Annotated in this window: 22 protein-coding genes and 2 tRNA genes; 15 read left to right on the top strand and 9 right to left on the bottom strand. The window is 65.4% G+C overall.

The window, feature by feature from the left end; translation table 11 throughout:
- The 3 genes from accD to trpB are packed head-to-tail and all read right to left on the bottom strand — an operon-like array spanning position 1 to position 2,950.
- On the bottom strand, positions 1-882 hold the full coding sequence (accD, locus tag HN018_RS21285; RefSeq protein WP_171836932.1) for an acetyl-CoA carboxylase, carboxyltransferase subunit beta: 882 nt from the start codon (positions 880-882) through the stop codon (positions 1-3).
- A complete protein-coding gene (gene trpA / locus HN018_RS21290) occupies positions 879-1,730 on the bottom strand; it encodes a tryptophan synthase subunit alpha (protein WP_171836930.1) in 852 nt (283 codons plus the stop codon). Before trpA ends, accD begins: the two co-directional genes overlap by 4 nt.
- Positions 1,727-2,950: a tryptophan synthase subunit beta gene (gene trpB, locus HN018_RS21295; protein WP_239479357.1), complete on the bottom strand. Its 1,224-nt coding sequence runs from the start codon at positions 2,948-2,950 to the stop codon at positions 1,727-1,729. The genes trpA and trpB overlap by 4 nt, the downstream gene beginning before the upstream one ends.
- Positions 2,951-3,192: 242 nt before the next feature.
- On the opposite strand from trpB, the gene HN018_RS21300 reads away from it, so the two are divergent.
- From HN018_RS21300 to rho, 3 genes are all read left to right on the top strand, one after another.
- Positions 3,193-4,161 (top strand): magnesium transporter CorA family protein, encoded by a 969-nt coding sequence (locus HN018_RS21300; protein WP_171836929.1) that lies wholly within the window; start codon positions 3,193-3,195, stop codon positions 4,159-4,161.
- A 14-nt stretch (positions 4,162-4,175) separates the two neighbouring features.
- Positions 4,176-4,727 (top strand): hypothetical protein, encoded by a 552-nt coding sequence (locus tag HN018_RS21305; protein WP_171836928.1) that lies wholly within the window; start codon positions 4,176-4,178, stop codon positions 4,725-4,727.
- 196 nt (positions 4,728-4,923) lie between these two features.
- Positions 4,924-6,198 (top strand): transcription termination factor Rho, encoded by a 1,275-nt coding sequence (gene rho, locus HN018_RS21310; protein ID WP_171836927.1) that lies wholly within the window; start codon positions 4,924-4,926, stop codon positions 6,196-6,198.
- A 46-nt stretch (positions 6,199-6,244) separates the two neighbouring features.
- Here the strand turns inward: rho and HN018_RS21315 are convergent, their stop codons facing one another.
- Complete coding sequence (locus HN018_RS21315) at positions 6,245-7,219, bottom strand: quinone oxidoreductase family protein (RefSeq protein WP_171836926.1); 975 nt, start codon at positions 7,217-7,219, stop codon at positions 6,245-6,247.
- Positions 7,220-7,259: 40 nt separating this feature from the next.
- Positions 7,260-7,730 carry a methylated-DNA--[protein]-cysteine S-methyltransferase gene (locus tag HN018_RS21320; protein WP_239478883.1) on the bottom strand — a complete coding sequence of 157 codons (471 nt, stop codon included), beginning with the start codon at positions 7,728-7,730 and terminating at the stop codon, positions 7,260-7,262.
- A gap of 103 nt (positions 7,731-7,833) precedes the next feature.
- Between HN018_RS21320 and mnmE the strand changes: the two genes are divergently transcribed.
- From mnmE to HN018_RS21350, 6 genes are all read left to right on the top strand, one after another.
- Positions 7,834-9,126: a tRNA uridine-5-carboxymethylaminomethyl(34) synthesis GTPase MnmE gene (mnmE, locus tag HN018_RS21325; protein ID WP_171836924.1), complete on the top strand. Its 1,293-nt coding sequence runs from the start codon at positions 7,834-7,836 to the stop codon at positions 9,124-9,126.
- A gap of 32 nt (positions 9,127-9,158) precedes the next feature.
- On the top strand, positions 9,159-11,018 hold the full coding sequence (gene mnmG / locus HN018_RS21330) for a tRNA uridine-5-carboxymethylaminomethyl(34) synthesis enzyme MnmG (RefSeq protein WP_171836923.1): 1,860 nt from the start codon (positions 9,159-9,161) through the stop codon (positions 11,016-11,018).
- Entirely contained in the window at positions 11,018-11,668 is a 651-nt protein-coding gene (rsmG, locus tag HN018_RS21335; protein ID WP_171837059.1) for a 16S rRNA (guanine(527)-N(7))-methyltransferase RsmG, read from the top strand. Before mnmG ends, rsmG begins: the two co-directional genes overlap by 1 nt.
- Positions 11,640-12,488, top strand: a complete 849-nt coding sequence (locus HN018_RS21340) for a ParA family protein (protein WP_275434360.1) — start codon at positions 11,640-11,642, stop codon at positions 12,486-12,488. The genes rsmG and HN018_RS21340 overlap by 29 nt, the downstream gene beginning before the upstream one ends.
- A complete protein-coding gene (locus tag HN018_RS21345) occupies positions 12,485-13,381 on the top strand; it encodes a ParB/RepB/Spo0J family partition protein (protein WP_171836922.1) in 897 nt (298 codons plus the stop codon). Before HN018_RS21340 ends, HN018_RS21345 begins: the two co-directional genes overlap by 4 nt.
- 129 nt (positions 13,382-13,510) lie before the next feature.
- A tRNA-Lys gene (locus tag HN018_RS21350) sits at positions 13,511-13,586 on the top strand.
- A gap of 34 nt (positions 13,587-13,620) precedes the next feature.
- On the opposite strand, the gene hemJ is transcribed toward HN018_RS21350, so the two are convergent.
- Positions 13,621-14,070, bottom strand: coding sequence for a protoporphyrinogen oxidase HemJ (gene hemJ, locus HN018_RS21355; RefSeq protein ID WP_171836921.1), 450 nt, complete (start codon positions 14,068-14,070; stop codon positions 13,621-13,623).
- A 7-nt stretch (positions 14,071-14,077) separates the two neighbouring features.
- Complete coding sequence (hemE, locus tag HN018_RS21360) at positions 14,078-15,148, bottom strand: uroporphyrinogen decarboxylase (RefSeq protein ID WP_171837057.1); 1,071 nt, start codon at positions 15,146-15,148, stop codon at positions 14,078-14,080.
- A gap of 333 nt (positions 15,149-15,481) precedes the next feature.
- On the opposite strand from hemE, the gene HN018_RS21365 reads away from it, so the two are divergent.
- The 4 genes from HN018_RS21365 to HN018_RS21380 all read left to right on the top strand — a co-directional run bounded on the left by HN018_RS21365 (position 15,482) and on the right by HN018_RS21380 (position 17,470).
- Positions 15,482-16,117, top strand: coding sequence for a Maf family protein (locus HN018_RS21365; protein WP_239478889.1), 636 nt, complete (start codon positions 15,482-15,484; stop codon positions 16,115-16,117).
- Between the two features lie 109 nt (positions 16,118-16,226).
- Positions 16,227-16,302, top strand: a tRNA-Ala gene (locus tag HN018_RS21370).
- Positions 16,303-16,384: 82 nt separating this feature from the next.
- On the top strand, positions 16,385-16,783 hold the full coding sequence (locus tag HN018_RS21375; RefSeq protein ID WP_171836920.1) for a (2Fe-2S) ferredoxin domain-containing protein: 399 nt from the start codon (positions 16,385-16,387) through the stop codon (positions 16,781-16,783).
- 48 nt (positions 16,784-16,831) lie between these two features.
- Positions 16,832-17,470, top strand: a complete 639-nt coding sequence (locus HN018_RS21380; RefSeq protein ID WP_171836919.1) for a DedA family protein — start codon at positions 16,832-16,834, stop codon at positions 17,468-17,470.
- A gap of 18 nt (positions 17,471-17,488) precedes the next feature.
- Here HN018_RS21380 and HN018_RS21385 read toward each other — a convergent pair whose 3' ends face one another.
- Positions 17,489-17,983: a nucleoside deaminase gene (locus HN018_RS21385; RefSeq protein ID WP_171836918.1), complete on the bottom strand. Its 495-nt coding sequence runs from the start codon at positions 17,981-17,983 to the stop codon at positions 17,489-17,491.
- Positions 17,970-18,797 (bottom strand): exodeoxyribonuclease III, encoded by an 828-nt coding sequence (gene xth / locus HN018_RS21390; protein WP_204259604.1) that lies wholly within the window; start codon positions 18,795-18,797, stop codon positions 17,970-17,972. Before xth ends, HN018_RS21385 begins: the two co-directional genes overlap by 14 nt.
- Positions 18,798-18,895: 98 nt before the next feature.
- On the opposite strand from xth, the gene HN018_RS21395 reads away from it, so the two are divergent.
- On the top strand, positions 18,896-20,464 hold the full coding sequence (locus HN018_RS21395) for a S10 family peptidase (RefSeq protein ID WP_239478890.1): 1,569 nt from the start codon (positions 18,896-18,898) through the stop codon (positions 20,462-20,464).
- Positions 20,433-21,113: a DUF2459 domain-containing protein gene (locus tag HN018_RS21400; protein ID WP_171836916.1), complete on the top strand. Its 681-nt coding sequence runs from the start codon at positions 20,433-20,435 to the stop codon at positions 21,111-21,113. The genes HN018_RS21395 and HN018_RS21400 overlap by 32 nt, the downstream gene beginning before the upstream one ends.
- Positions 21,114-21,116 lie beyond the last annotated feature (3 nt).

The following is a 21,116-nucleotide window of genomic DNA, read 5'->3' on the forward strand; positions in this document are numbered from 1 at the left end:
CTAGGCCGCGTAGGCGGCAGCCTTGACCAGCGTATCCCTGGTGCCGAGCAGGGAGAGCAGGCGGCCCAGCGTCGTGCGCATCTCGGACCGCTGGACGACCATGTCGAGCATGCCATGCGCCAGCAGGTATTCGGAGCGCTGGAAGCCGTCGGGAAGGGTTTCGCGCACCGTCTGCTCGATCACCCGGGGGCCCGCGAAACCGATCAGGGCGTTGGGCTCGGCGATCTGGATGTCGCCCAGCATCGAGAAGCTCGCAGTGACGCCACCGGTGGTCGGGTTGGTCATCACGACGATGTAGGGCAGGCCCGCTTCCTTCACCATCTGCACGGCGATGGTGGTGCGCGGCATCTGCATCAGGCTGATCATGCCCTCCTGCATGCGGGCTCCACCGGATGCGGTGAAGATGACCAGCGGCGCCTGTTGCAGGACGGCCAGCCGGGCGGCGGCGACGATGCCTTCACCTAGAGCCGCACCCATCGTGCCGGCCATGAACTCGAACGCCATGACGGCGACCACGGCCTTGTTACCGACGATGGTGCCGTGCGCCACGACCAGCGCCTCGTCGAGATGCGTCTTGGTGCGGTTTTCCTTGAGGCGATCGGTGTATTTCTTCTGGTCGCGGAAGCCGAGAGGATCGGCCGGCGCCTTGGGCAGCTCGATGCGGGTGAACTGGCCGTCATCGAAGGTCCAGGCAAGCCGGTCGTTCACCAGGGCGCGCATGTGATGACCGCAGTGCGGGCACACGTTCAGCGACTTCTGCAGGTCCTTGCTGAAGATCATCTGGTTGCAGGATTCGCACTGCGTCCAGAGATTGTCTGGCACGTCCCGCTTGCCGAGCAGGTTGCGTATCTTCGGCCGGACGTAAGTGGTCAGCCAGCTCATGCGACGATTTCCTTAACCTGTGCGCCCACGCGTGCCGTCCTGACGCCCTCGGCCAGCATCCTGACCTGGTCGAGCACCAGGCTTACCGTATCGGGACCGGCCTGGCCGTGCCGGTCCAGGCTTTTCGCCAGCGTCTCGATCAGGGCAGAGGCGACCACCGCACCGTCCGCCACCCTGACGGCCGCAGCCGCCTGGGCCGGAGTGCGGATGCCGAAGCCGATCGCCACCGGGAGGTCGGTCGCCTTGCGCAGGTTCGGCAGGGCCAGGACCAGATCGGCCTCGGACGCGGTACGGGTGCCGGTCACGCCGGTGATGCTGACGTAATAGATGAAGCCGGAGCTGCCCTGGAGCACGGTGGGCAGCCGGACTTCATCGGTGGTCGGGGCGACCAGCCGGATGATGTCGAGACCATGCTCGGCGGCATGGTTTTCCAGCAGGTCGGCTTCTTCCGACGGCAGGTCCACCACGATCAGCCCGTCGACCCCTGCACGCCCGGCATCGGCACAAAAACGTGCAGGGCCGTAGCTGTCGATCGGGTTCAGGTAGCCCATGAGGATGATTGGCGTGTCGACGTCGTGCTCGCGGAAGCTAGCCACCATCGACAGCGTGCGGCCGAGCGTCGCACCGGCCAGCAATCCGCGCTTGGACGCCGCCTGGATGGTCGGTCCATCCGCCATCGGATCGGTAAAGGGAACGCCGATCTCGATCAGGTCGGCACCGGCACCCGGCATGCCGCGCAGGATAGCCGCCGCGGTGTCAAGGTCAGGGTCGCCTGCTTCGAGATACGGGATCAGCGCGCCGCGACCGGCCTGCCTGAGGGCGGCGAACCGGGCGGCGATCCGGCTCACAGGCTTACGCCCAGATGCTCGGCGACGGTGAAGATGTCCTTGTCGCCCCGACCGGAGAGATTCATCACGATGATCTCGTCCTTGCCCATCGCCGGCGCGATCTTTGCCACGTGCGCCAGGGCATGCGCGCATTCGAGCGCCGGGATGATGCCCTCGGTGCTGGTGCAGAGCTGGAACGCGGCGAGCGCCTCGTCGTCGGTGATCGCTACGTATTCGGCCCGGCCGATATCGTGCAGCCACGAATGCTCCGGCCCGATGCCGGGATAATCCAGCCCGGCGCTGATCGAATGTGCTTCCTGGATCTGGCCGTGCTCGTCCTGCAGCAGGTAGGTGCGGTTGCCGTGCAGCACACCCGGACGGCCGCGGCTTATGCTGGCGGCCTGCTCGCCGCTGTCGAGGCCGCGCCCGGCTGCCTCGACGCCGATCAGCCTGACCGAGGCATCGTCCAGGAACGGATGGAAAATCCCCATCGCGTTGGAGCCGCCGCCGATCGACGCCACGACCGCATCCGGAAGGCGGCCCTCGACCTCATGCAGCTGAACACGGGTCTCGTCGCCGATGACGCACTGGAAATCACGGACCATCGCCGGATACGGGTGCGGGCCAGCGACCGTGCCGATCAGGTAGTAGGTGTCGGCAACGTTGGCGACCCAGTCGCGCATCGCGTCGTTCATCGCGTCCTTGAGGGTGCCGGCACCGGTCGTCACCGCATGCACCTCGGCACCGAGCAGGCGCATCCGGAACACGTTCGGCTTCTGTCGCTCGCAATCGGTGGCGCCCATGTAGACGACGCATTTCATCCCGAACAGCGCGCAGACGGTCGCAGTGGCGACGCCGTGCTGGCCGGCGCCGGTCTCGGCGATGATGCGGGTGCGGCCCATGCGGCGGGCCAGCAGGATCTGGCCCATGACGTTGTTGAGCTTGTGCGAGCCGGTGTGGTTGAGCTCCTCGCGCTTCAGGTAGATGCGCGCACCGCCCAGCTCGGCGGTCAGCCGGCGGGCATGCCAGAGCGGGCTCGGGCGGCCGACGTAATCCTTGAGGTAGTAGTCGAGCTCGCGCCGGAACTCCGGGTCGGCCTTGGCCGCCTCGTAGGCCTGGTCCAGCTCCAGGATCAGCGGCATCAGCGTTTCGGCTACGAACCTGCCGCCGAAGATGCCGAACCGGCCACGCTCGTCCGGGCCGGACCGCAGCGTGTTGGGGCGGAGGGTTTCGCGGCGCAGGTCGGCGGTCCGCTCGGCGAGCTGGACCGAGACCGGGATGGCGGGATCCAGCGTCGGGCTGGACGAACGGGAAACTGGTGTGGCGGACAGAGGCAGCGGGCTCACGAGGCGATCTCCGGGACGGCGTCTTCCTAGCGCAGGGGTCACGGAAGGTCACGCCTCACCGATATGGGATGCAAAGCCATGGTTTGACACGGTCGCGCGTCTATCGGTTATCACGTACATCCGATCGAGGTCTGCTTATGTTCCTTGCCCATCCTTCCGGTGGTCCGCCGATTGCCGTGACGTCCGAAGCGGAGAGCGACGAGGCAGCATGGCTCGACCTGCTGAACCCGACCGAGGAAGAGCGGGCGCTCGCGGCAGCGATCACCGGGCTCCGCATGCCGACCCGTCAGGACGTCGAGGAGATCGAGAGTTCCAGCCGCGTCTATATGGAAGAGCAGACCTTCTATCTCTCGACGCCGCTGGTCAGGCGGATCGACGACGTCTCGTTCACCTCACCGGTCGGCTTCGTGCTGAGCCACGATCGGCTGGTGTCGATCCGCTACACCGACTTCCCGGTGTTCGAGACCGTCAGCCGACGCATGTCCGGGCATACTTCGCCGCACGGCAGCGCCGACACACTGGTGATGCTGCTCGAAGGGTTCATCGACCGGATCGCCGACCTGCTCGAACTATCCGCGCGCGACCTGGACCAGCTCTCGAAGGGCGTCTTCCACTCGGCCGAGCCGAGCGGGCAGAATGTAGACCGCCTATTGCGGGACATGCTGCAGAAGGTCGGCAAGGAAGCGGACCTGATTTCCTCTGCGCGTGACAGCCTGCTCGGGCTGCAACGGATCATTCTCTACATCAGCGAGAACACAGAGCGCGCATGTCCGGAACGGCTGGCCGGCCGGCTGCGGCTGCTGGGCAAGGATATCGGCTCTCTGACCGACTATGCCATCCAGATGAGCAACAAGGTGCAGTTCCTGCTCGACGCCACGCTCGGCTTCATCAACATCGAGCAGAGCAACGGCATCAAGATCCTGACCGTGGTCAGCATCGTCGGCATTCCACCTACCCTGATCGCCAGCATCTACGGGATGAACTTCAAGAATATTCCGGAGCTGAACTGGAGCTTCGGCTACGAGTATGCGCTTGTCCTGATGGGGGCCACGATCGTGCTGCCGCTGATCTGGTTCTGGCGGAAGGGCTGGCTGGGCTGGCGATAGAGGAGAACGCGCCGATGCGGATCCATACGAGCTGGGCGCTTGCCATAACGGCCTGCTGCCTGCCGGTGAGCGCCATCGCGGCGTCTTCGGCCCCGGGCTCCAATCCGGGCGCCACCATGCTGCGGATCGCATCGCAGCCGTTCCGCTATGGAGGAGAACTCCAGGGAACCGTGCCCGGACTGCAGGACGCCATCGACCCGCCGACGATGCATCTCTCGATGGGGCTGTCGGCTCCGGCCGCCGACGGGTCGCTGCACGGCGAGGCGATCCTGTTCCGGACGGATCGTCGCCTGATCGCCGAGGGCATGGTGTCCGGACGTCTGGTTGCCGGGCCGACGGCCGGCACCGGGGAGTGCACCCTGCACCTGACGCTGCCGACCCAGGACGTCGTGATGCAGGGCGTATGCACTGCCGGCGCCCTGTCCGGCGAGATCGTGTCGCAGCCTCGTCATGTCGGGCTGCTGACCCGGTTGGCGACATGGTGGGGCGACCGGGCTGTCGCCGGGCGCTACTGGCTGACCCCGGCGTCCTTCGACCCCGCAGACCGGTCTTCTTCGACTTCTTGACGGGGCACCGGTTGCCACCTAGTTTGTCGTTGTCCTGACGGCGCCTCCTGCCGGTCCACGGATCTCTCCACTCGGAACGATGTCGATCGAACAAGCGCGGGGTCCTCCCGTGTTCGGTCACAACCGGTCTGGCTGCCTATCCGGCACTCGACCCGTTCCCCTCCCTCTGCACGATCAGATATATTCGAGGCGTCCAATGCACCTCGCCGAACTCAAGGCAAAAACTCCCTCGGATCTGCTCTCCTTCGCGGAGTCGCTGCAGATCGAGAACGCATCATCCTTGCGCAAGCAGGACATGATGTTCGCCATTCTCAAGAACCTGGCGGAAAACGACCAGGAAATTCATGGCGAAGGCACGCTGGAGATCCTCTCCGACGGCTTCGGCTACCTGCGCTCTCCGGGTGCCAGCTTCCTGCCGGGACCGGACGACATCTATGTGTCGCCGAGCCAGGTCAGGCGGTTCGGTCTCCGCACCGGTGACACGGTCGAGGGCCAGATCCGGGCGCCGAAGGACGGCGAGCGGTATTTCGCGCTGCTCAAGCTCAACACCATCAATTTCGAGGCTCCCGAGGCGGTCAAGCACCGCATCAACTTCGACAATCTGACGCCGCTCTATCCGGACCGTCGATTGAAGATGGAGAACGAGAACGCGCCGGTCACCGCCAAGGGCCAGACGCGCGATTTCACCCCACGGGTGATCGACCTCGTATCGCCGATCGGCATGGGCCAGCGGGCCCTGATCGTCGCACCGCCACGCACCGGCAAGACGGTCATGCTGCAGAGCATCGCCACCGCGATCTCGGCCAACCATCCGGAAGTCTTCCTCATCGTCCTGCTCATCGACGAGCGGCCCGAGGAAGTTACCGACATGCAGCGCACGGTGAAGGGCGAGGTTGTGTCCTCGACCTTCGACGAGCCGGCGACCCGCCACGTCCAGGTGACCGAGATGGTGCTCGAGAAGGCCAAGCGGCTGGTCGAGCACAAGCGCGACGTGGTGATCCTGCTGGACTCCATCACCAGGTTGGCCCGTGCCTACAACACCGTCGTGCCATCCTCCGGCAAGGTGCTGACCGGTGGTGTGGACGCCAACGCGTTGCAGCGTCCGAAGCGCTTCTTCGGTGCGGCTCGCAACATCGAGGAAGGCGGCTCGCTGACCATCATCGCGACCGCGCTGATCGATACCGGCTCGCGCATGGACGAGGTGATTTTCGAGGAGTTCAAGGGTACCGGCAACTCGGAGCTGATCCTCGACCGCAAGCTGTCCGACAAGCGCACCTTCCCGGCGATCGATGTCACCAAGAGCGGCACACGCAAGGAAGAGCTGCTGGTCGACAAGGCCTCGCTGTCCAAGATGTGGGTCCTGCGACGGATCCTGCAGCCGATGGGCACCATGGATGCGATGGACTTCCTGCTCGACAAGCTGAAATACAGCAAGACGAACCAGGACTTCTTCGACGCGATGAATACCTGATGAAAGGCCCCGGTTCACCGGGGCCTTTTTCAGTTGGGCCGAACTCTCAGTTCGGGATGAGGATCGTGCTGCCGGTGGTGGCCCGGCTCTCCAGGGCACGATGCGCGTCGGCGGCATCGGCGAGCGGGAAGCTCTGCCCTATCATGATCTTGACCGCGCCACTGGAGACGATCTCGAACAGCTCTGCCGATGCCGAGACGAGATGCTCGCGCCGGGCGATGAAGGTCATGAGCTTCGGGCGTGTCACATACAGGCTGCCACGGGCCGCGAGCTGACTCAGTGAGACACCGGTTACCTCGCCCGACGCGTTGCCATAACTGACCAGCAGACCACGTGGCGCCAGGCAGTCGAGGCTGGGCAGGAAACCGTCCTTGCCGATGCTGTCATAGACGACCGGCACCATCGCTCCGCCGGTGATCCGCTTCACCTTGGCGGGCAGGTCGGCGAGCCCGACGATGGTGTGAGCCGCGCCATGTGCATGGGCAAGCTCGGCTTTTTCCTCGGTCGAGACGACGCCGATCACCGTGGCACCCAGGTGCGCCGCCCACTGGCACAGCAGCAGCCCTAGTCCACCGGCGGCCGCGGTGACCAGGATGGTATCGCCCGGATCGAGCACGCGGACCTGTCGCAGCAGCGCTTGCACCGTCAGTCCACGCAGCATCATCGCAGCCGCGGTGCGCATGTCGATCTCGTCGGGGAGTTGGACCACCAGATCGGCTGCAATGGCCCGATAATTCGTATAGGCGCCGAGCTGGGTCGGATAGGCGACGCGATCTCCGACCTTCAACAGCGTGACATCGCTGCCGATCGCCTCCACCACGCCGGCGGCCTCCATGCCGATGACCGCGGGCAGGCTCGGCAGCTTGTAGAGACCGGTGCGGCAGTAGATGTCGATGAAGTTCACACCGATCGCTTCCTGCCGGATCAGCACTTCCTGGGCGGCCGGAGACGGCGTCGGTATATTGTCCACGCGCAGCATGTCGGGGCCGCCATAGGCATGCACCCGGACGGCGGTGGTCATGCGATTTGGCCTATGCTGGGCATATCGTGCGTCCTCTGCATCATGCGGCCTGCCCGATCTGCTGCCTGTCCCGGCGTTCCAGGGACAACAGGAAGCGTTTGGTCTCGAGCCCCCCATCCATCGAAAAGCCGCCTATGTGGGTGGCTGCGACGACGCGATGGCAGGGGATCAGGATCGGCAATGGGTTGACGCTGTTGGCCTGACCGATCGAGCGCGCGGACCCGCCGGCGATTTTCGCGAGGTCTGCATAGGTCCGGGTTTCCCCGAACGGGATGGCAGACAGTGCAGCCCAGACACGGGTGCGATACGGCGTAGCCATGACCGGTGCCAGTGGCAATGCGAAGCGGGGCAGGTCACCGTCGAAATAGGCGTGCAGTTGATCCCGGGCCTCACGGAGCAATGTCGTTTCTTCCTGGTCGCGGCCCCAACCCATATCGAGTGCGACGAGGGCATCGTCTTCCTGTGTCAGGGTCAGCGACCCCAACGGAGAATGCAGTGACAATTGTGGCAAGCTGGCCGATCTCCCGGGCCGGCACGGACACCGGATGCGGGGCATCGCAGTGCAGGGCCGGAATTGTGTCAAGTGGATCGTGGACGCACAGACAGGAGGAGACATGATCGACGGTGACGCAACCATTTTCGCAAGGGCGACCGGCAGCGGGCGAGCGGCGATCGCGGTGATCCGCATCAGTGGAGCGTCCAGCGGGCACATCCTGAAGCGGCTGGCGGGCGATGTGCCGGCGCCGCGACGCGCTGTGGTGCGCGCGCTCCATGCCAGCGCGCACGGCGGGGACCTCCTGGACAGGGCGCTGGTGCTGTGGTTCCCGGGACCTGGCAGCTATACCGGCGAGGATAGTGCCGAACTGCATCTGCATGCGGGCCCGGCCGTCATCGAGGCCGTCTCCGACGCCCTGGTGGCCTTGGGTGCCCGCCCTGCCGAACCGGGTGAATTCACCAGGCGGGCCTTCTCGAACGGACGGCTCGACCTGCTGGAAGCAGAGGGCATCGCCGATCTGATCGAGGCAGAGACCCAGAGCCAGCGCAGGCAGGCGCTGCGTCAGGCCGACGGCGCGTTGAGCCGGCTCTATCACGGCTGGGCGGAGCGATTGCGATATCTGCTCGCACATCAGGAAGCGCTGATCGACTTTCCCGACGAGGACCTGCCGCCCGAGATCGAGGCGGGCTTGGTCAGCGACCTGGGCCGGTTGCTGGACGACATGCTGGCACATCTCGCCCAGGGTGAGCAGGCGCAGCGGATCCGGTCGGGCCTGGTGGTTGCGGTGGTTGGGCCGCCGAATGTCGGCAAGTCGAGCCTGGTCAACCGGCTCGCTGGGCGGGACGCGGCGATGGTGTCCGAATGGGCCGGTACGACGCGGGATGCGATCGAGGTCCGGCTGATGCTCGGCGGTGTGCCTGTCACTCTGGTCGACACGGCAGGACTTCGCGAGACGCTCGATCCCTTGGAAGCGGAGGGGGTGCGCCGGGCCCGTTTGCACGCGTCACACGCCGATCTGGTAATCGAAGTCGCGGCCGGAACATTGCCTGCAGACGCCGGAACGAGCCGGCTGCAGGTCTGGAACAAGGTGGATTTGGCTCAGGCCCCTGCCGGATGGATCGGCGTCAGCGCGAAGACGGGTGACGGGATCGATCGACTGGAGGCGGAACTGATCCGGGAGGTGGTTCGCCTCACCGACACCGGAGTGGCGCCGCCGATGACCCGCGCCCGGCATCGTGCCGGCATCGACGAGGCAGTCGGGCATCTACAGGCGGCGCAGCAGCTCGCGCTGCCCGAGTTGCGCGGCGAGGCATCGAGGCTCGCGATGCAGGCCCTGGGGCGGCTGACAGGCGCCATCGGCGTCGAGGATCTGCTAGACAGCGTGTTTGGACAATTCTGCATCGGGAAATAGCCGGCGCGGACTGCATCGAGAAAGAAGCTGATATGGGCGGCAAGCTGGACGTGATCGTCATCGGCGGCGGACATGCGGGATGCGAGGCGGCTGCAGCCTCGGCCCGGATGGGCGCCCGCACGCTGTTGCTGACCCATCAGCTCGAAACGATCGGCGCGATGTCGTGCAACCCGGCGATCGGCGGAATCGGCAAGGGCCATCTGGTGCGGGAGATCGATGCGCTGGACGGGCTCATGGGGCGTGCAGCCGACCGCGCCGGCATCCATTTCAAGCTGCTCAACCGGTCGAAAGGACCCGCGGTGCATGGTCCGCGGGCCCAGGCGGACCGCTCGCTCTATCGCACGGCGATCAACGACCTGCTGCGGGATACCGCCAACCTCACGATCATCGCCGGCGCCGTGGACGACCTGCTGCTGGATGCGGATGGCGAGGCGTGCGGTGTGGTCTGTGCGGATGGGCAGCGTTTCGAAGCGGGAGCGGTCGTGCTCACGGCGGGCACGTTCCTGCGTGGAGTCATCCATATCGGCCATGAGACCACCCAGGCCGGCCGGGTCGGAGAGGCACCGGCGGCGGCGTTGGGGCATCGGCTGGAAGCGATGAAGCTGCCGCTGGCCCGCCTGAAGACCGGGACACCGCCCCGCCTTGCACGGGACAGTATCGACTGGGAGAGCCTGCAGGACGATCCAGGCGACACGGTCCCACAGCCGTTCAGCCGGATGACGACGTCGATCGTCAACCCCCAGGTTTCGTGCCGGATCACCTCCACCACCCCGGAAACCCACGCGCTCATCCGCGAGAGCCTGCATCTGTCGGCGGTGTATGGCGGGGGTATTTCGGGACGCGGTCCACGCTATTGCCCGTCAATCGAGGACAAGGTGGTCCGTTTCGCCGACAAGGAGCGGCACCAGGTTTTTCTCGAACCGGAAGCGCTGCCTGGAAATCCCGGTGGTGACCTGGTTTATCCGAACGGGATCTCGACCAGCCTGCCTGCATCGGTGCAGGCACGCCTGGTGGCGACGATCCCTGGATTGCAGCATGCGCGCATCGTCCGGCCCGGCTACGCCGTCGAATACGACCACATCGATCCACGGGCGCTCTGGCCGACGCTGGAGCTGAAGCAGATCGGGCGCCTGTTCCTGGCCGGCCAGATCAACGGCACCACCGGCTACGAGGAGGCAGGCGCGCAAGGCCTGCTGGCTGGGCTGAATGCGGCACGACGCGCCTCCGGGAGCGACCCGATCGTGGTGGATCGGGGGATGGGCTATCTCGGCGTCATGGTCGATGACCTCACCACGCAAGGTGTGTCGGAGCCGTATCGCATGTTCACCTCGCGGGCCGAGTATCGCCTCACGCTCAGGGCCGACAACGCGGATCTGCGATTGACCGGAGCCGGGATCGCATGGGGCTGTGTCGGACCGGCACGGGCACAGATGTTCGTGGCCGATCGCGACCTGATCGACCATGCCATGATCCGGGCGGAGACGGAGAGCTTCCCGCCATCGGTGTTGCTGACGCATGGGCTGGCGGTGACGGCGGACGGCCGGCGGCGGACGGTGCTGGACCTGCTGTCGGGCGAACCTGATCCGGTGGCGCTGCATGGCGTGGCACCTTGGCTGGCGGACATGCCGGAGCGAGTGAGACTTCATGTCGAGACCGAGGCCCGCTACCGCGGCTATCTTGGGCGGCAGGCGCGGGAAATACGGCAACTCTCGGCCGAGACGGTGATGCTGTTGCCGCCATCTTTGGACTACCGGAAGATCGGCGGCCTCAGCACCGAGATGCGCGAACGGCTGATCGCGGCGCGGCCGGCGAATTTCAGCGCAGCCCAACGTGTTCCCGGGATAACACCGTCGGCACTCATGGCGCTGCTCGCCCATCTGAAAGCCGCATGATGTTTCACGTGAAACATTCTCCCGGCGGTGACACAGGCGCTGGCGCCAAAATTGTTTCACGTGAAACAACGGAGCGGCTGACGATCTTTGTAGAGCTGCTGGGTCGCTGGAACCGGAAGATCAACCTGGTGTCGCAGAACGACCTGCCGCACCTCTGGACCCGTCACATCGAGGACAGCCTGCAACTCGAGCCATTGCTCCCGACCGGCGAGCCGTTTGTCGATCTGGGGTCCGGTGGTGGTTTCCCAGGACTGATCCTGGCGATTGCCAATGACAGTCCGGTAACCCTGATCGAGGTCGATCAGCGGAAGGCAAGCTTCCTGCGCGAGGCTGCGCGGGCGACGGGAGTCAACGCCACCATCATCGCCAGCCGTCTGGAACAGGTCGATCTGCCACCCACCCGCTACGTCACGGCCCGTGCGCTCGCCCCGCTGTCACGCCTGCTGGGCTGGGCGACACGCTTCCTCGCCGAGGACGGTGTCTGTCTGTTCCTGAAGGGCCGAACCGCAGACGATGAATTGACCGCGGTCGCGTCGGAATGGCACATGATCGTGTCCCGACGACCGAGCCGTACCGATCCGGACGGCGTCATCCTCAGACTGAGTGAAATCAGGCGTGTCAGTGAGCCCGACCGGGCGGCCGGCCGGTAAAACCGGTGCAGCCTCATCCAATATCTCTCCCCACATCATCGCCATTGCCAACCAGAAAGGCGGCGTCGGCAAAACCACGACTGCAATCAATCTCGCGACCGCTTTGGCCGTCGCCCGGTATCGGGTCCTGCTGATCGACCTGGATCCGCAGGGCAACGCGTCGACTGGTCTCGGGATCGACTATGCAAATCGTCGCGCAGGCAGCTACGCGCTCATGGCGGAAAATCGATCCGTCGACGAGTTGGCCTGTACCACACTGGTTCCTTTGCTATCGCTGGTGCCGTCCGACAACGAGCTGGCCGGTGCCGAGATCGAGCTTGTCGACATGGAGAAACGCGAATATCGCCTGGCCGAGGTTCTTTCGCCGCCGGATGCGCCGCTTGCCTACGATTTCATCCTGATCGACTGTCCGCCAAGCCTTGGCCTGCTGACCCTGAACGCGCTGGTCGCAGCCCATTCCGTACTGGTGCCGCTGCAGTGCGAGTTCTTTGCCCTGGAGGGCGTCAGCCAGCTCATCCGCACGGTCGAACGGGTCCGGCGCGCCTTCAACTCGAAGCTGCACGTCCAGGGCCTCGTGCTGACCATGTTCGATCGGCGCAACAACCTGTCCGAACTGGTTGCCGCTGATGCAAGGGGCTTCTTTGGCGAGCAGGTGTTCGAGACGGTGATCCCGCGCAATATCCGGATCTCGGAGGCCCAGAGTTACGGCAAGCCGGCGCACCTGTACGATGCGAAGTCCAGCGGCGCCCTCGCCTATGACCGACTTGCCCACGAACTGCTCACCCGGACCAACACACCCGCCCCAGGACATGCATCATGAGCGCCAAGAAGGACGCCCACGCGCCCCGGCTCGGCAGAGGCCTTGCTGCCCTGCTTGGCGACAACCTTGCATCCACCCAGGGCAGCGTATCCGGCGGAAGCATCAACACGCTCCCTGTCGAGTTGCTCGAACCCGGTGCCTTCCAGCCACGCCAGGTTATGGAGCAGGAACCGCTCGAGGAACTGGCGGACTCGATCCGCTCCAGGGGTATCCTGCAGCCGATCCTGGCCCGCGTGCATCCGGACGATCCGAGCCGCTACCAGATCATTGCCGGTGAGCGCCGCTGGCGTGCGGCCCAGCTGGTCGGGCTGCACGAGGTGCCGGTTCATATCCGTGCACTGACCGATGCCGATGCCATGGCCGCTTCCCTGGTCGAGAACCTGCAGCGTCGAGACCTGAACGCGATCGAGGAAGCCGAGGGCCTGCAGCGCCTGATGGGCGAGTTCTCGATGACCCAGGAAGAGCTCGCCGGTGCGGTCGGGAAGTCACGCAGCCATGTCGCCAACACGATGCGGCTGCTGCAATTGCCCCTGTCGGTGCGGCGCGACGTGATGAAGGGCGACCTGTCGGCAGGCCATGCGCGTGCCCTGATCGGGCACCCCGACCCGGCCAAGGCGGCCATGGCGGTCATCGCGAAGCGCCTGACCGTGCGGCAGACCGAGGCACTGGCGCAGGCCCACATCACCGCCGCTCGGATCGCCCCTGCCACGGCACGTACTCCGGTTAACCAGCGCGAAGGCAAGGACCCGGAGATCGACGCGCTGGAACGCGATCTGCGTGAGAAGCTCGGCCTGCGCGTGGAAGTGCAGTTCAACGGTCGTGGCGGTCAGCTTCGCATTCATTACGAGACCCTCGATCAGCTCGACGGCGTGCTGCGCCTGCTCAACGGCTGAGATTTGCAGACCAGCCGAGCACCGGATCCCGCAGTTAATGCAGGCGCCCCACTTGCCCCGGCCCCGCGCACGCTGCTATAGCGCCGTCTCCCGTAGGGGAACCGGGCTTCGGCCAGGGTTCGACGATGGGGGCGCATAGCTCAGTTGGTAGAGCAGCTGACTCTTAATCAGCGGGTCGTAGGTTCGAATCCTACTGCGCCCACCACCATCCTTTGGGAATTCCCTGATCCTACCCAGTCTCAGAACGGCTGCACGATCGCCATGATGACGATCACCAGCATCAGGACTGTCGGCACCTCGTTGGCCATCCGGTAGAAGCGCTTTGGCCGCTGGTTGCGATCCAGCAGGAAGTCCTTCCGCCAGCCGGCACAGGCGCCGTGGAACGCCAGCATCAGCACTGCGCTAGCGAGCTTCACGTACCACCAGCCGGCGTGCCAATCGACCGCACCCGGGGTCAGGACCATCAGCGTCCCGAAGAACACCGCGGATAGCATGGCCGGCGTGGTGATCTGGCGCAGCAACCGCCGCTCCATCACCTTGAAGCCCTCGCTTTGCGCCGAGCCCTGCTCGACCGCGCAGTGATAGACGAACAGCCGCGGCAGATAGAACAAGCCGGCCATCCACGCGATCACCGAGATTACGTGAAACGCCTTCTCCCACAGCAGATAGGGCCCGAGTGCTGCGATCATGAACGGGTCACAGGCGGCGGACCTGTTCGACCAGGCGACCGACCTCGTCCGGTGAGGTCTGCGGCAGCACGCCGTGGCCCAGGTTGAAGATATGCGGCCGGCCACGCAGCGTATGGCGGATGCGCTCCACCTCCCGGGTCAGGCCGTCTCCGCCGGCCAGCAAACACAACGGATCGAGATTGCCCTGTAGCGCCACGGTGTCCGGAACCAGGGTCGCAGCCAGGGCCAGATCCGCCGACGTGTCGAGTGCCAGCGCATTGACACCCGTCGCTTTCGCATACTCGCCGACCAGCAATCCACCCAGCCGTGGAAAGCCCAGGATCGGCACCTTCGGATGATGCCGCCTGATCTCGTCGATGATCAGCCGGCTCGGCTCGATCACGTAGCGCCGGAACTGCGGCGGCGGCAGCAGGCCGGCCCAGCTGTCGAACAGCATGACCGCTTCGGCGCCTGCCTCGATCTGCGCACACAGCATCGTGGCGGTGGCCTGTGTCAGCAGATCGATCAGCCGGTCGAACAGGGCCGGTTGCTCGTAGGCCATCCGCCGCGGCTCCAGGAAATCACGCGAGCTGCCGCCTTCAACCATGTAGCAGGCCACGGTGAACGGCGACCCGGCAAACCCGATCAACGTCGTGGCACCGGCAACGCCCACTCCCAGAACGGACTGGTCCGCTGGCGCATCCAGAGAGCGTCTCAGGCGCCTTAGCGTCTCCATGATGGGAGCGGTGACATCGGCGACCCGTTCGGGCCTCAGCCGGTCCAGGTCGGTCGCCGAGCGGATCGGTTCCAGCACCGGTCCGACCCCCTCGGCGAAATGCAGCGACTGCCCCATCGCCCACGGCAGGATGAGAATGTCGCTGAACAGGATCGCCCCATCCATGCCGTAGCGCCGGATCGGCTGCAGCGTGATCTCGGTCGCGATGTCGGGTGTCATGCAGCGGGTGATGAAGTCCGCCTGAGCCCTGAGTGCACGGAATTCCGGCAGATAGCGACCGGCCTGGCGCATCAACCACACCGGTGGCGGCCACAGCGCTTCGCCCTGCAGAACCCGCAGTAGCCGCTTCTCGGTCATTGTCAGTTCGCCTGTGCCTGCGTGGGTCCGGCGTATCCGGTCTCGTCAGAGTGCCGTGATCTAAACATGAAAGAAGAAGAAGAAAATGGCTGGAGTCTTAGTAGGGCCTGTGGATGTCGGGGTACCCGGCTTCCGAAAAACGTACCCCGCTTTCCCCACAGCGTGTACAACTCCCAACGTGCTGATCCGCCTAAGCTTTCAGAAGTTATCCGCAAGTTCCTGACATGGGGCTGTGTACAACCCACCGCTATAGCCGCCGCGTCATGTCATGCACGTGACTCGGTACCCCGCCTGGCCGAAGGCGTTATCATCCCCGTGTACCCCAGGACTCACACACGCGTGACAGACCCCTCCAGCCTGCAACGTCCGCACGCGTCGATCATCCTCGCCAGCGCATCATCGAGTCGGCTTGCCCTGCTGCAGGCAGCCGGGCTGAGCGTCACCGTCCGGAAGCCGTCGGTCGACGAGGATGTGCTGAAGCGTCAGGCCAAGGCGAAGGGGATGCAGGCGGCCGACGCAGCCCTGATGCTGGCCGAGCGGAAGGCAGGCTCGGTCTCGGGCCAGCCCGGCATCAACCCCGATGCGCTGGTCATCGGAGCCGACCAGCTCCTGGTGTGCGACGGGCGCTGGTACGACAAGCCGGTCGACCTGGCCGATGCGCGGACGCAGCTGAAGGCGCTGAGCGGCCGGACGCATCTGCTGCACACCGCGGTGGCCTGCTGCAGGCATGGCACGACGGTGTGGCGGCATGTCGCGGCGCCGGTCCTCTCCATGCGCCGGCTGACCGATGCATTCCTCGATGCGTATCTCTCTGTCGAGGCGGATCACGTGTTGCACTGTGTCGGCGCCTATCGGCTCGAGGGACCCGGCATCCACCTGTTCGACGCGGTCGAAGGCGAGCATGCCGCGATCCTGGGCTTGCCGCTTCTGGCGCTGCTGGGCTTCCTGAGACAGCAGGATATACTTGTCGGCTGAGATCATGGCCTCGTTGCAAAAGCCTCGGGCCCAGGCTTGCCACCATCCCGAACCACCGCTATACGCCGCGCACCCAGGCACATCACGATCGGTGTGCCGACCAGACGATGGGGCCATAGCTCAGCTGGGAGAGCGCCTGAATGGCATTCAGGAGGTCAGCGGTTCGATCCCGCTTGGCTCCACCAGTCCCCTCGTCCACGGACGAATTTCCCGACTTCGACCATTTGTCCGCCCATGCGTTGAGGATCCCGGTGACAGGGGTTTTCGATGAGCAAGAAGCACAAAGCGGTTTCCGGCGAGATCATCACCGCCAGGGGTCCCTGGCGGGAAGTGCTGCTGGTCTGCCGGAAATGCAGCGGCAAGGTGAAGGGCGGGTTCGGGCCGAAGGAAAAGGACGCGTTTCCGGATGCCTTCAAGCAGGTGCTGCGTGATCTCGGTCGCCGTCGCGACGTCCGTGTCCTGGAGGTCGGCTGCCTCGGCGTCTGTCCGAAGGACGCGCTGACCATGATACGCGGCAGTGCTCCCGCCGAAATGCTGGTCATACCGACGGGCCTGGATCTGACGTTGCTGGCAAGTCGGCTGATCGGCCCGGTTCAGCCGGCCACTTCGACCCTGCCTGAACCCGAGCCTGCAAACCCGGCAGGGAACCCGGCCTTTCCGGCTTGACACCGGACGGTCCAAACGCTTCCTGGCAAATCCGTTCGAGAGCTGTCGATGTTCCTGCTGCACCATCTCGATCATCTTCTCGAGCATTACGGCTACAGCCTGGTCGGCATCATCGTCATGCTCGAAAGCATGGGTGCGCCGCTACCAGGTGAGAGCCTGATCATCGGCACCGCGCTGTATTGCGCAGCCACCCATAAGCTCGACATCGTCTGGGTCATCGTCGTCGCCATCGCCGGTGCGATCATGGGCGACAATCTGGGTTACCTGATCGGTCGCAGCGTCGGCTTTCGGGTTCTGGCGCGCTGGGGAGGTCGGATCGGCCTCACCGAGGAACGGCTGCTGCTCGGCCGCTACCTGTTCCGCAAGCACGGCGGCAAGGTGGTCTTCTTCGGACGATTCATCGCCATCCTGCGCACGTTCGCAGCCCTGCTTGCCGGCGCCAACCGGATGCCGTGGCACACGTTCCTGTTCTACAACACGCTGGGCGGGATCGGCTGGGCCGGTGGCTATTCGCTTGCCGCCTACCTGCTCGGGAGCCAAGTCGAGAAGATATCCGGCCCGCTCGGCATAGGGTTCGGCATCGTTGCGGTGCTTGTCCTCGGCAGCGGCTTCCTGTTCCTGAAGCGAAACGAGAAGCGACTGACCGAGGAGGCGCTGGCAGCGGCCAAGGCGGATCAGCCGGCCTGAACCCTTATCGATGCCAGTTCAGACGTTCGCCTGCTCCTGCTCCGGCGGATCGTCGCCAGGCTTGTAGTACAGCGCAGCACATTCCTGCAGCAGCAGGCCGCCCGTGGCCGTCATATCGTTGCGGAACGCGTCGTCGATGATGTCGAGCACGTCAAGGTGACGATCCTCGAAATACATCCTGTGCACATCCGTCCGGCATGCGCCGTAGACGATCCGCTCGATGCTGGTCCAGATGCTGGCCATGCTGCACATCCCACATGGTTGCAGCGTCGAATACAGTGTCGCGCCGCGCAGATCGTCGCGTCCAAGGCTCTCGCAGGCACGTCGTATGGCCACGATCTCGGCATGCGCACTTGGATCATGACGGATCCCGACCTCGTTATGGCCGTCGCCGACGACCTGGCCGTCGAGCACGATCACGCAGCCGATCGGGCCGGCGCCCGGCCTATCCCGTCCGGTTGCGGCGAGCTCCAGGGCCCGGCGCATGAAGCGCTCGTCGTCAGTGCTGGTCATGGTCGGGAAACGGCGCGAGCGGCCTGCCGTTCCGGGCGCGTTTGTTGCTCACCGAAGCCCAGGCCGGGGCATGGTCGCTGGCGTTCTGTTCGCCGCGCACCGACCGGTCCACCCCGGCATCGGTTAGCCGGCCAGCCAGATCGGGGCTCAGCAGGATGTGGTCAAGCCGCAGCCCGGCATCGCGCGAGAAGCCATCGCGCATGTAGTCCCAGAAGGACGGCAGCGGCCCGGCCGGGTGGATGGTCCGCAACGCGTCCGTCCAGCCCTGGGCCAGTAGCCGGGCGAACGCTTCCCGGACGACCGGCTGCAGCAGCGCGTTCCGGCCCCAGGATTTGCTCGGATAGATGTCGGCATCGGTCGGCACGACGTTGTAGTCACCGGCGAGCACCACCGGCAGCCCGGTCGCGTGCAGCTCGGCGGCATGAATAATAAGCCGCTCGAACCAGGCGAGCTTGTAGTCGAACTTCGGGCCCGGCTGCGGATTGCCGTTCGGCAGATAGAGGCAGGCGATCAGCACGCCATCGACCGCCGCCTCGAGATAGCGTGCCTGATCGTCGTGCGGACCGCCCGGCAAGCTGCGCCGGGTCGGCACCGGTTCGCGGCCACGCGCCAGGATCGCCACGCCGTTCCAGCTCCGCTCGCCCTGCCATACCGCCTCGTAGCCGGCCTCCCTGATCGCATCGCGCGGGAAGTCGGCATGGGCCGCCTTGAGTTCCTGCAGGCAGGCCACATCCGGCTTCGCAGCCTGCAGCCAAGCCAGCAGGTTCGGCAGCCGCCGGTTGATGCCGTTGATGTTGAAGGTGGCGATTTTCACGCTCGTTCGAACGCGGCAACCGGGGCCAGGATTTGCGCACACTGGACGCATGGCTTTTTCCAATAAAGAGTCAGGGTGTTGCAACGCCTGGATTTGCCATGACCCCTCTGCCGCCGACCATGTCCGCCCGTCCGAAACGACTGCTTGCCATCCTGCTGATGACCAGCGGTCTGGTTGCCACGTCGGCCCTGGCCGACGACACGCACGGACTGGCGGCTCCGGTATCGGCAGCACCGGCAGCCAAGCCTGTACCGGTCGACAAGCCGGAAAAATCCGACAACGCCCTGATTGCCGAGTTGCCGGCGGACAGCGTTACCCATCACGACCTGACCCTGGCCGCCGGCCATCTCGGCTATACTGCCACGGCGGGAACACTGACCCTGCGCGACGATGAAGGCGCGCCGTCCGCCAAAGTCTTCTACGTGGCCTATGTCGCGGACGGGCAGCAGGTAGCGCGTAGACCGGTCAGCTTCTTCTTCAACGGTGGTCCCGGCGCCGGCACCGCCTTCCTGCATCTGGGTGCCGCCGGACCGGTCGTGCTGAACTTTCCGGCCGCCAACCCGACCGACGGTGCCAATGCGCAACTCGGTCCCAACCCGGATAGCTGGCTGCGCTTCACCGACATGGTATTCATCGATGCGGTCGGCACCGGCTACAGCCTGCCGGAAAAGCCGGCCAAGGCGCCCAAGCAGTTCTGGGGCGTGAAGCAGGACGGGTCTGCCTTTGCCGATGCAATCCGGCTCTGGCTGGAAGCCAACCGCCGTCAGCGCTCGCCGAAATACCTGGTCGGCGAGAGCTATGGCGGCATCCGCTCGATCAAGACCGCCTATGCGCTGCAGACCGAGCAGAACATCCCTCTCGCCGGGATCGTCATGATCTCGCCGGCGATCGAGATGAACCTGATCGGCAGCACCGACAATCCGCTGGCTGATGCGATCCTGTTGCCGAGCCTGGCCGCGGCTGCCCTGGAGCGCGATCACAAGCTCACCCCGCAGGCGGTCGACGATGCATACCGCTACGCGTTCGGCCCGTATCTCTCGACGCTGGCAGGCCCGCCGCTCGGTGCCGACGCGGCGCACGATTTCTATGGCAAGGTCGCTGCCATGACCGGCCTGCCCGAGGCTGTCGTTGCCAAGGAACGCGCCCAGATCGATCCGCAGGCACATGACGTGCGCAGCCGTGACGGCCGCCTCTACAGCCTGTATGACGGAACACTCTCGATCGCCGATCCCTATCCCGAAGGCATCGACAATGGCGACAGTCCGGAACCGGTGCTGGCCGGCTACGGCCTCGCCTACGGCAATGCCTTCACCGGCTATGTCGAGGATGCGCTCGGCTTTCGCACCGATCTGAAATACGACCTGCTGAACCTCGCGGTGAACAAGGCCTGGGACTACAAGGAAGGCGGCGACCTGATCTCGCGGGGGATGCCGGATCTGCGCAAGCTGATGGCGGTCAATCCGTCGCTGCGGGTCTTCATCGCCAACGGCTATTTCGACCTGACCTGTCCGTTTTCGGGAAGCCGCTGGCTGATCGAGCACATGCCGGTCGGCCGCGATCGCGTGCGGCTCAAGGTCTATCCGGGCGGCCACATGCTTTACACGCGGCCGGATAGCCGTGCAGCACTCGCGCACGATGTCTCAGCTCTCTACACCGGCAGCCCGTAGGACCGCGCGCTGGCTGCTGCCGGTGCTTTGCCTGGTCCTGGCCGGTTGCGCATCGACGCCGCCGGCCTGCGTCCCGGGTCGGCTCGCCGACGATACCATCGCAATCGTGTCGCACGGCTGGCACACCGACCTCGCCATTCCGGCCGGTGCGCTGCGCGGCAACATGCGGGACTTCCGGCGGGTGTTCCCCGGCATGACGGTACTCATGGTCGGCTTCGGCAAGCGCACCTTCATGATGGCGCCGGTGACCGGTCTGGGCGACCTGCTGGTCGGCCCGTTTCCCGGCGACGGCACGCTGCTGATCGCCGGACTGACCGCGCCGCCGGACCGTGCCTACGATGACGGCACGATGAAGATTGGCCGGTTGTTGCCGGGAGGGGCCGGGCGCCTCTCCGACTTCATCTGGCGGACCCTCGATGTAAAGCAGGGCCGGCCGGTCCGGATTGGCCCGGGCTTCTTTCCGGGCAGCATTTTCTACGCGACCCGGACAGGCTATTCCGGCGTCTATACCTGCAACAGCTGGATCGGGGACGCCCTGCAGGCAGCCGGCATCGTGCCGACGGCCTCGGGCATCGTGTTCGCCTCGCAGGTGATGGACCGGATCAGCCCGTCAGGCGGTGGCGCCTGCACGATCGGCGGCCACCGCTGAACC

Source organism: Lichenicola cladoniae, from assembly GCF_013201075.1.
Classification (GTDB): Bacteria; Pseudomonadota; Alphaproteobacteria; order Acetobacterales; family Acetobacteraceae; genus Lichenicola; species Lichenicola cladoniae.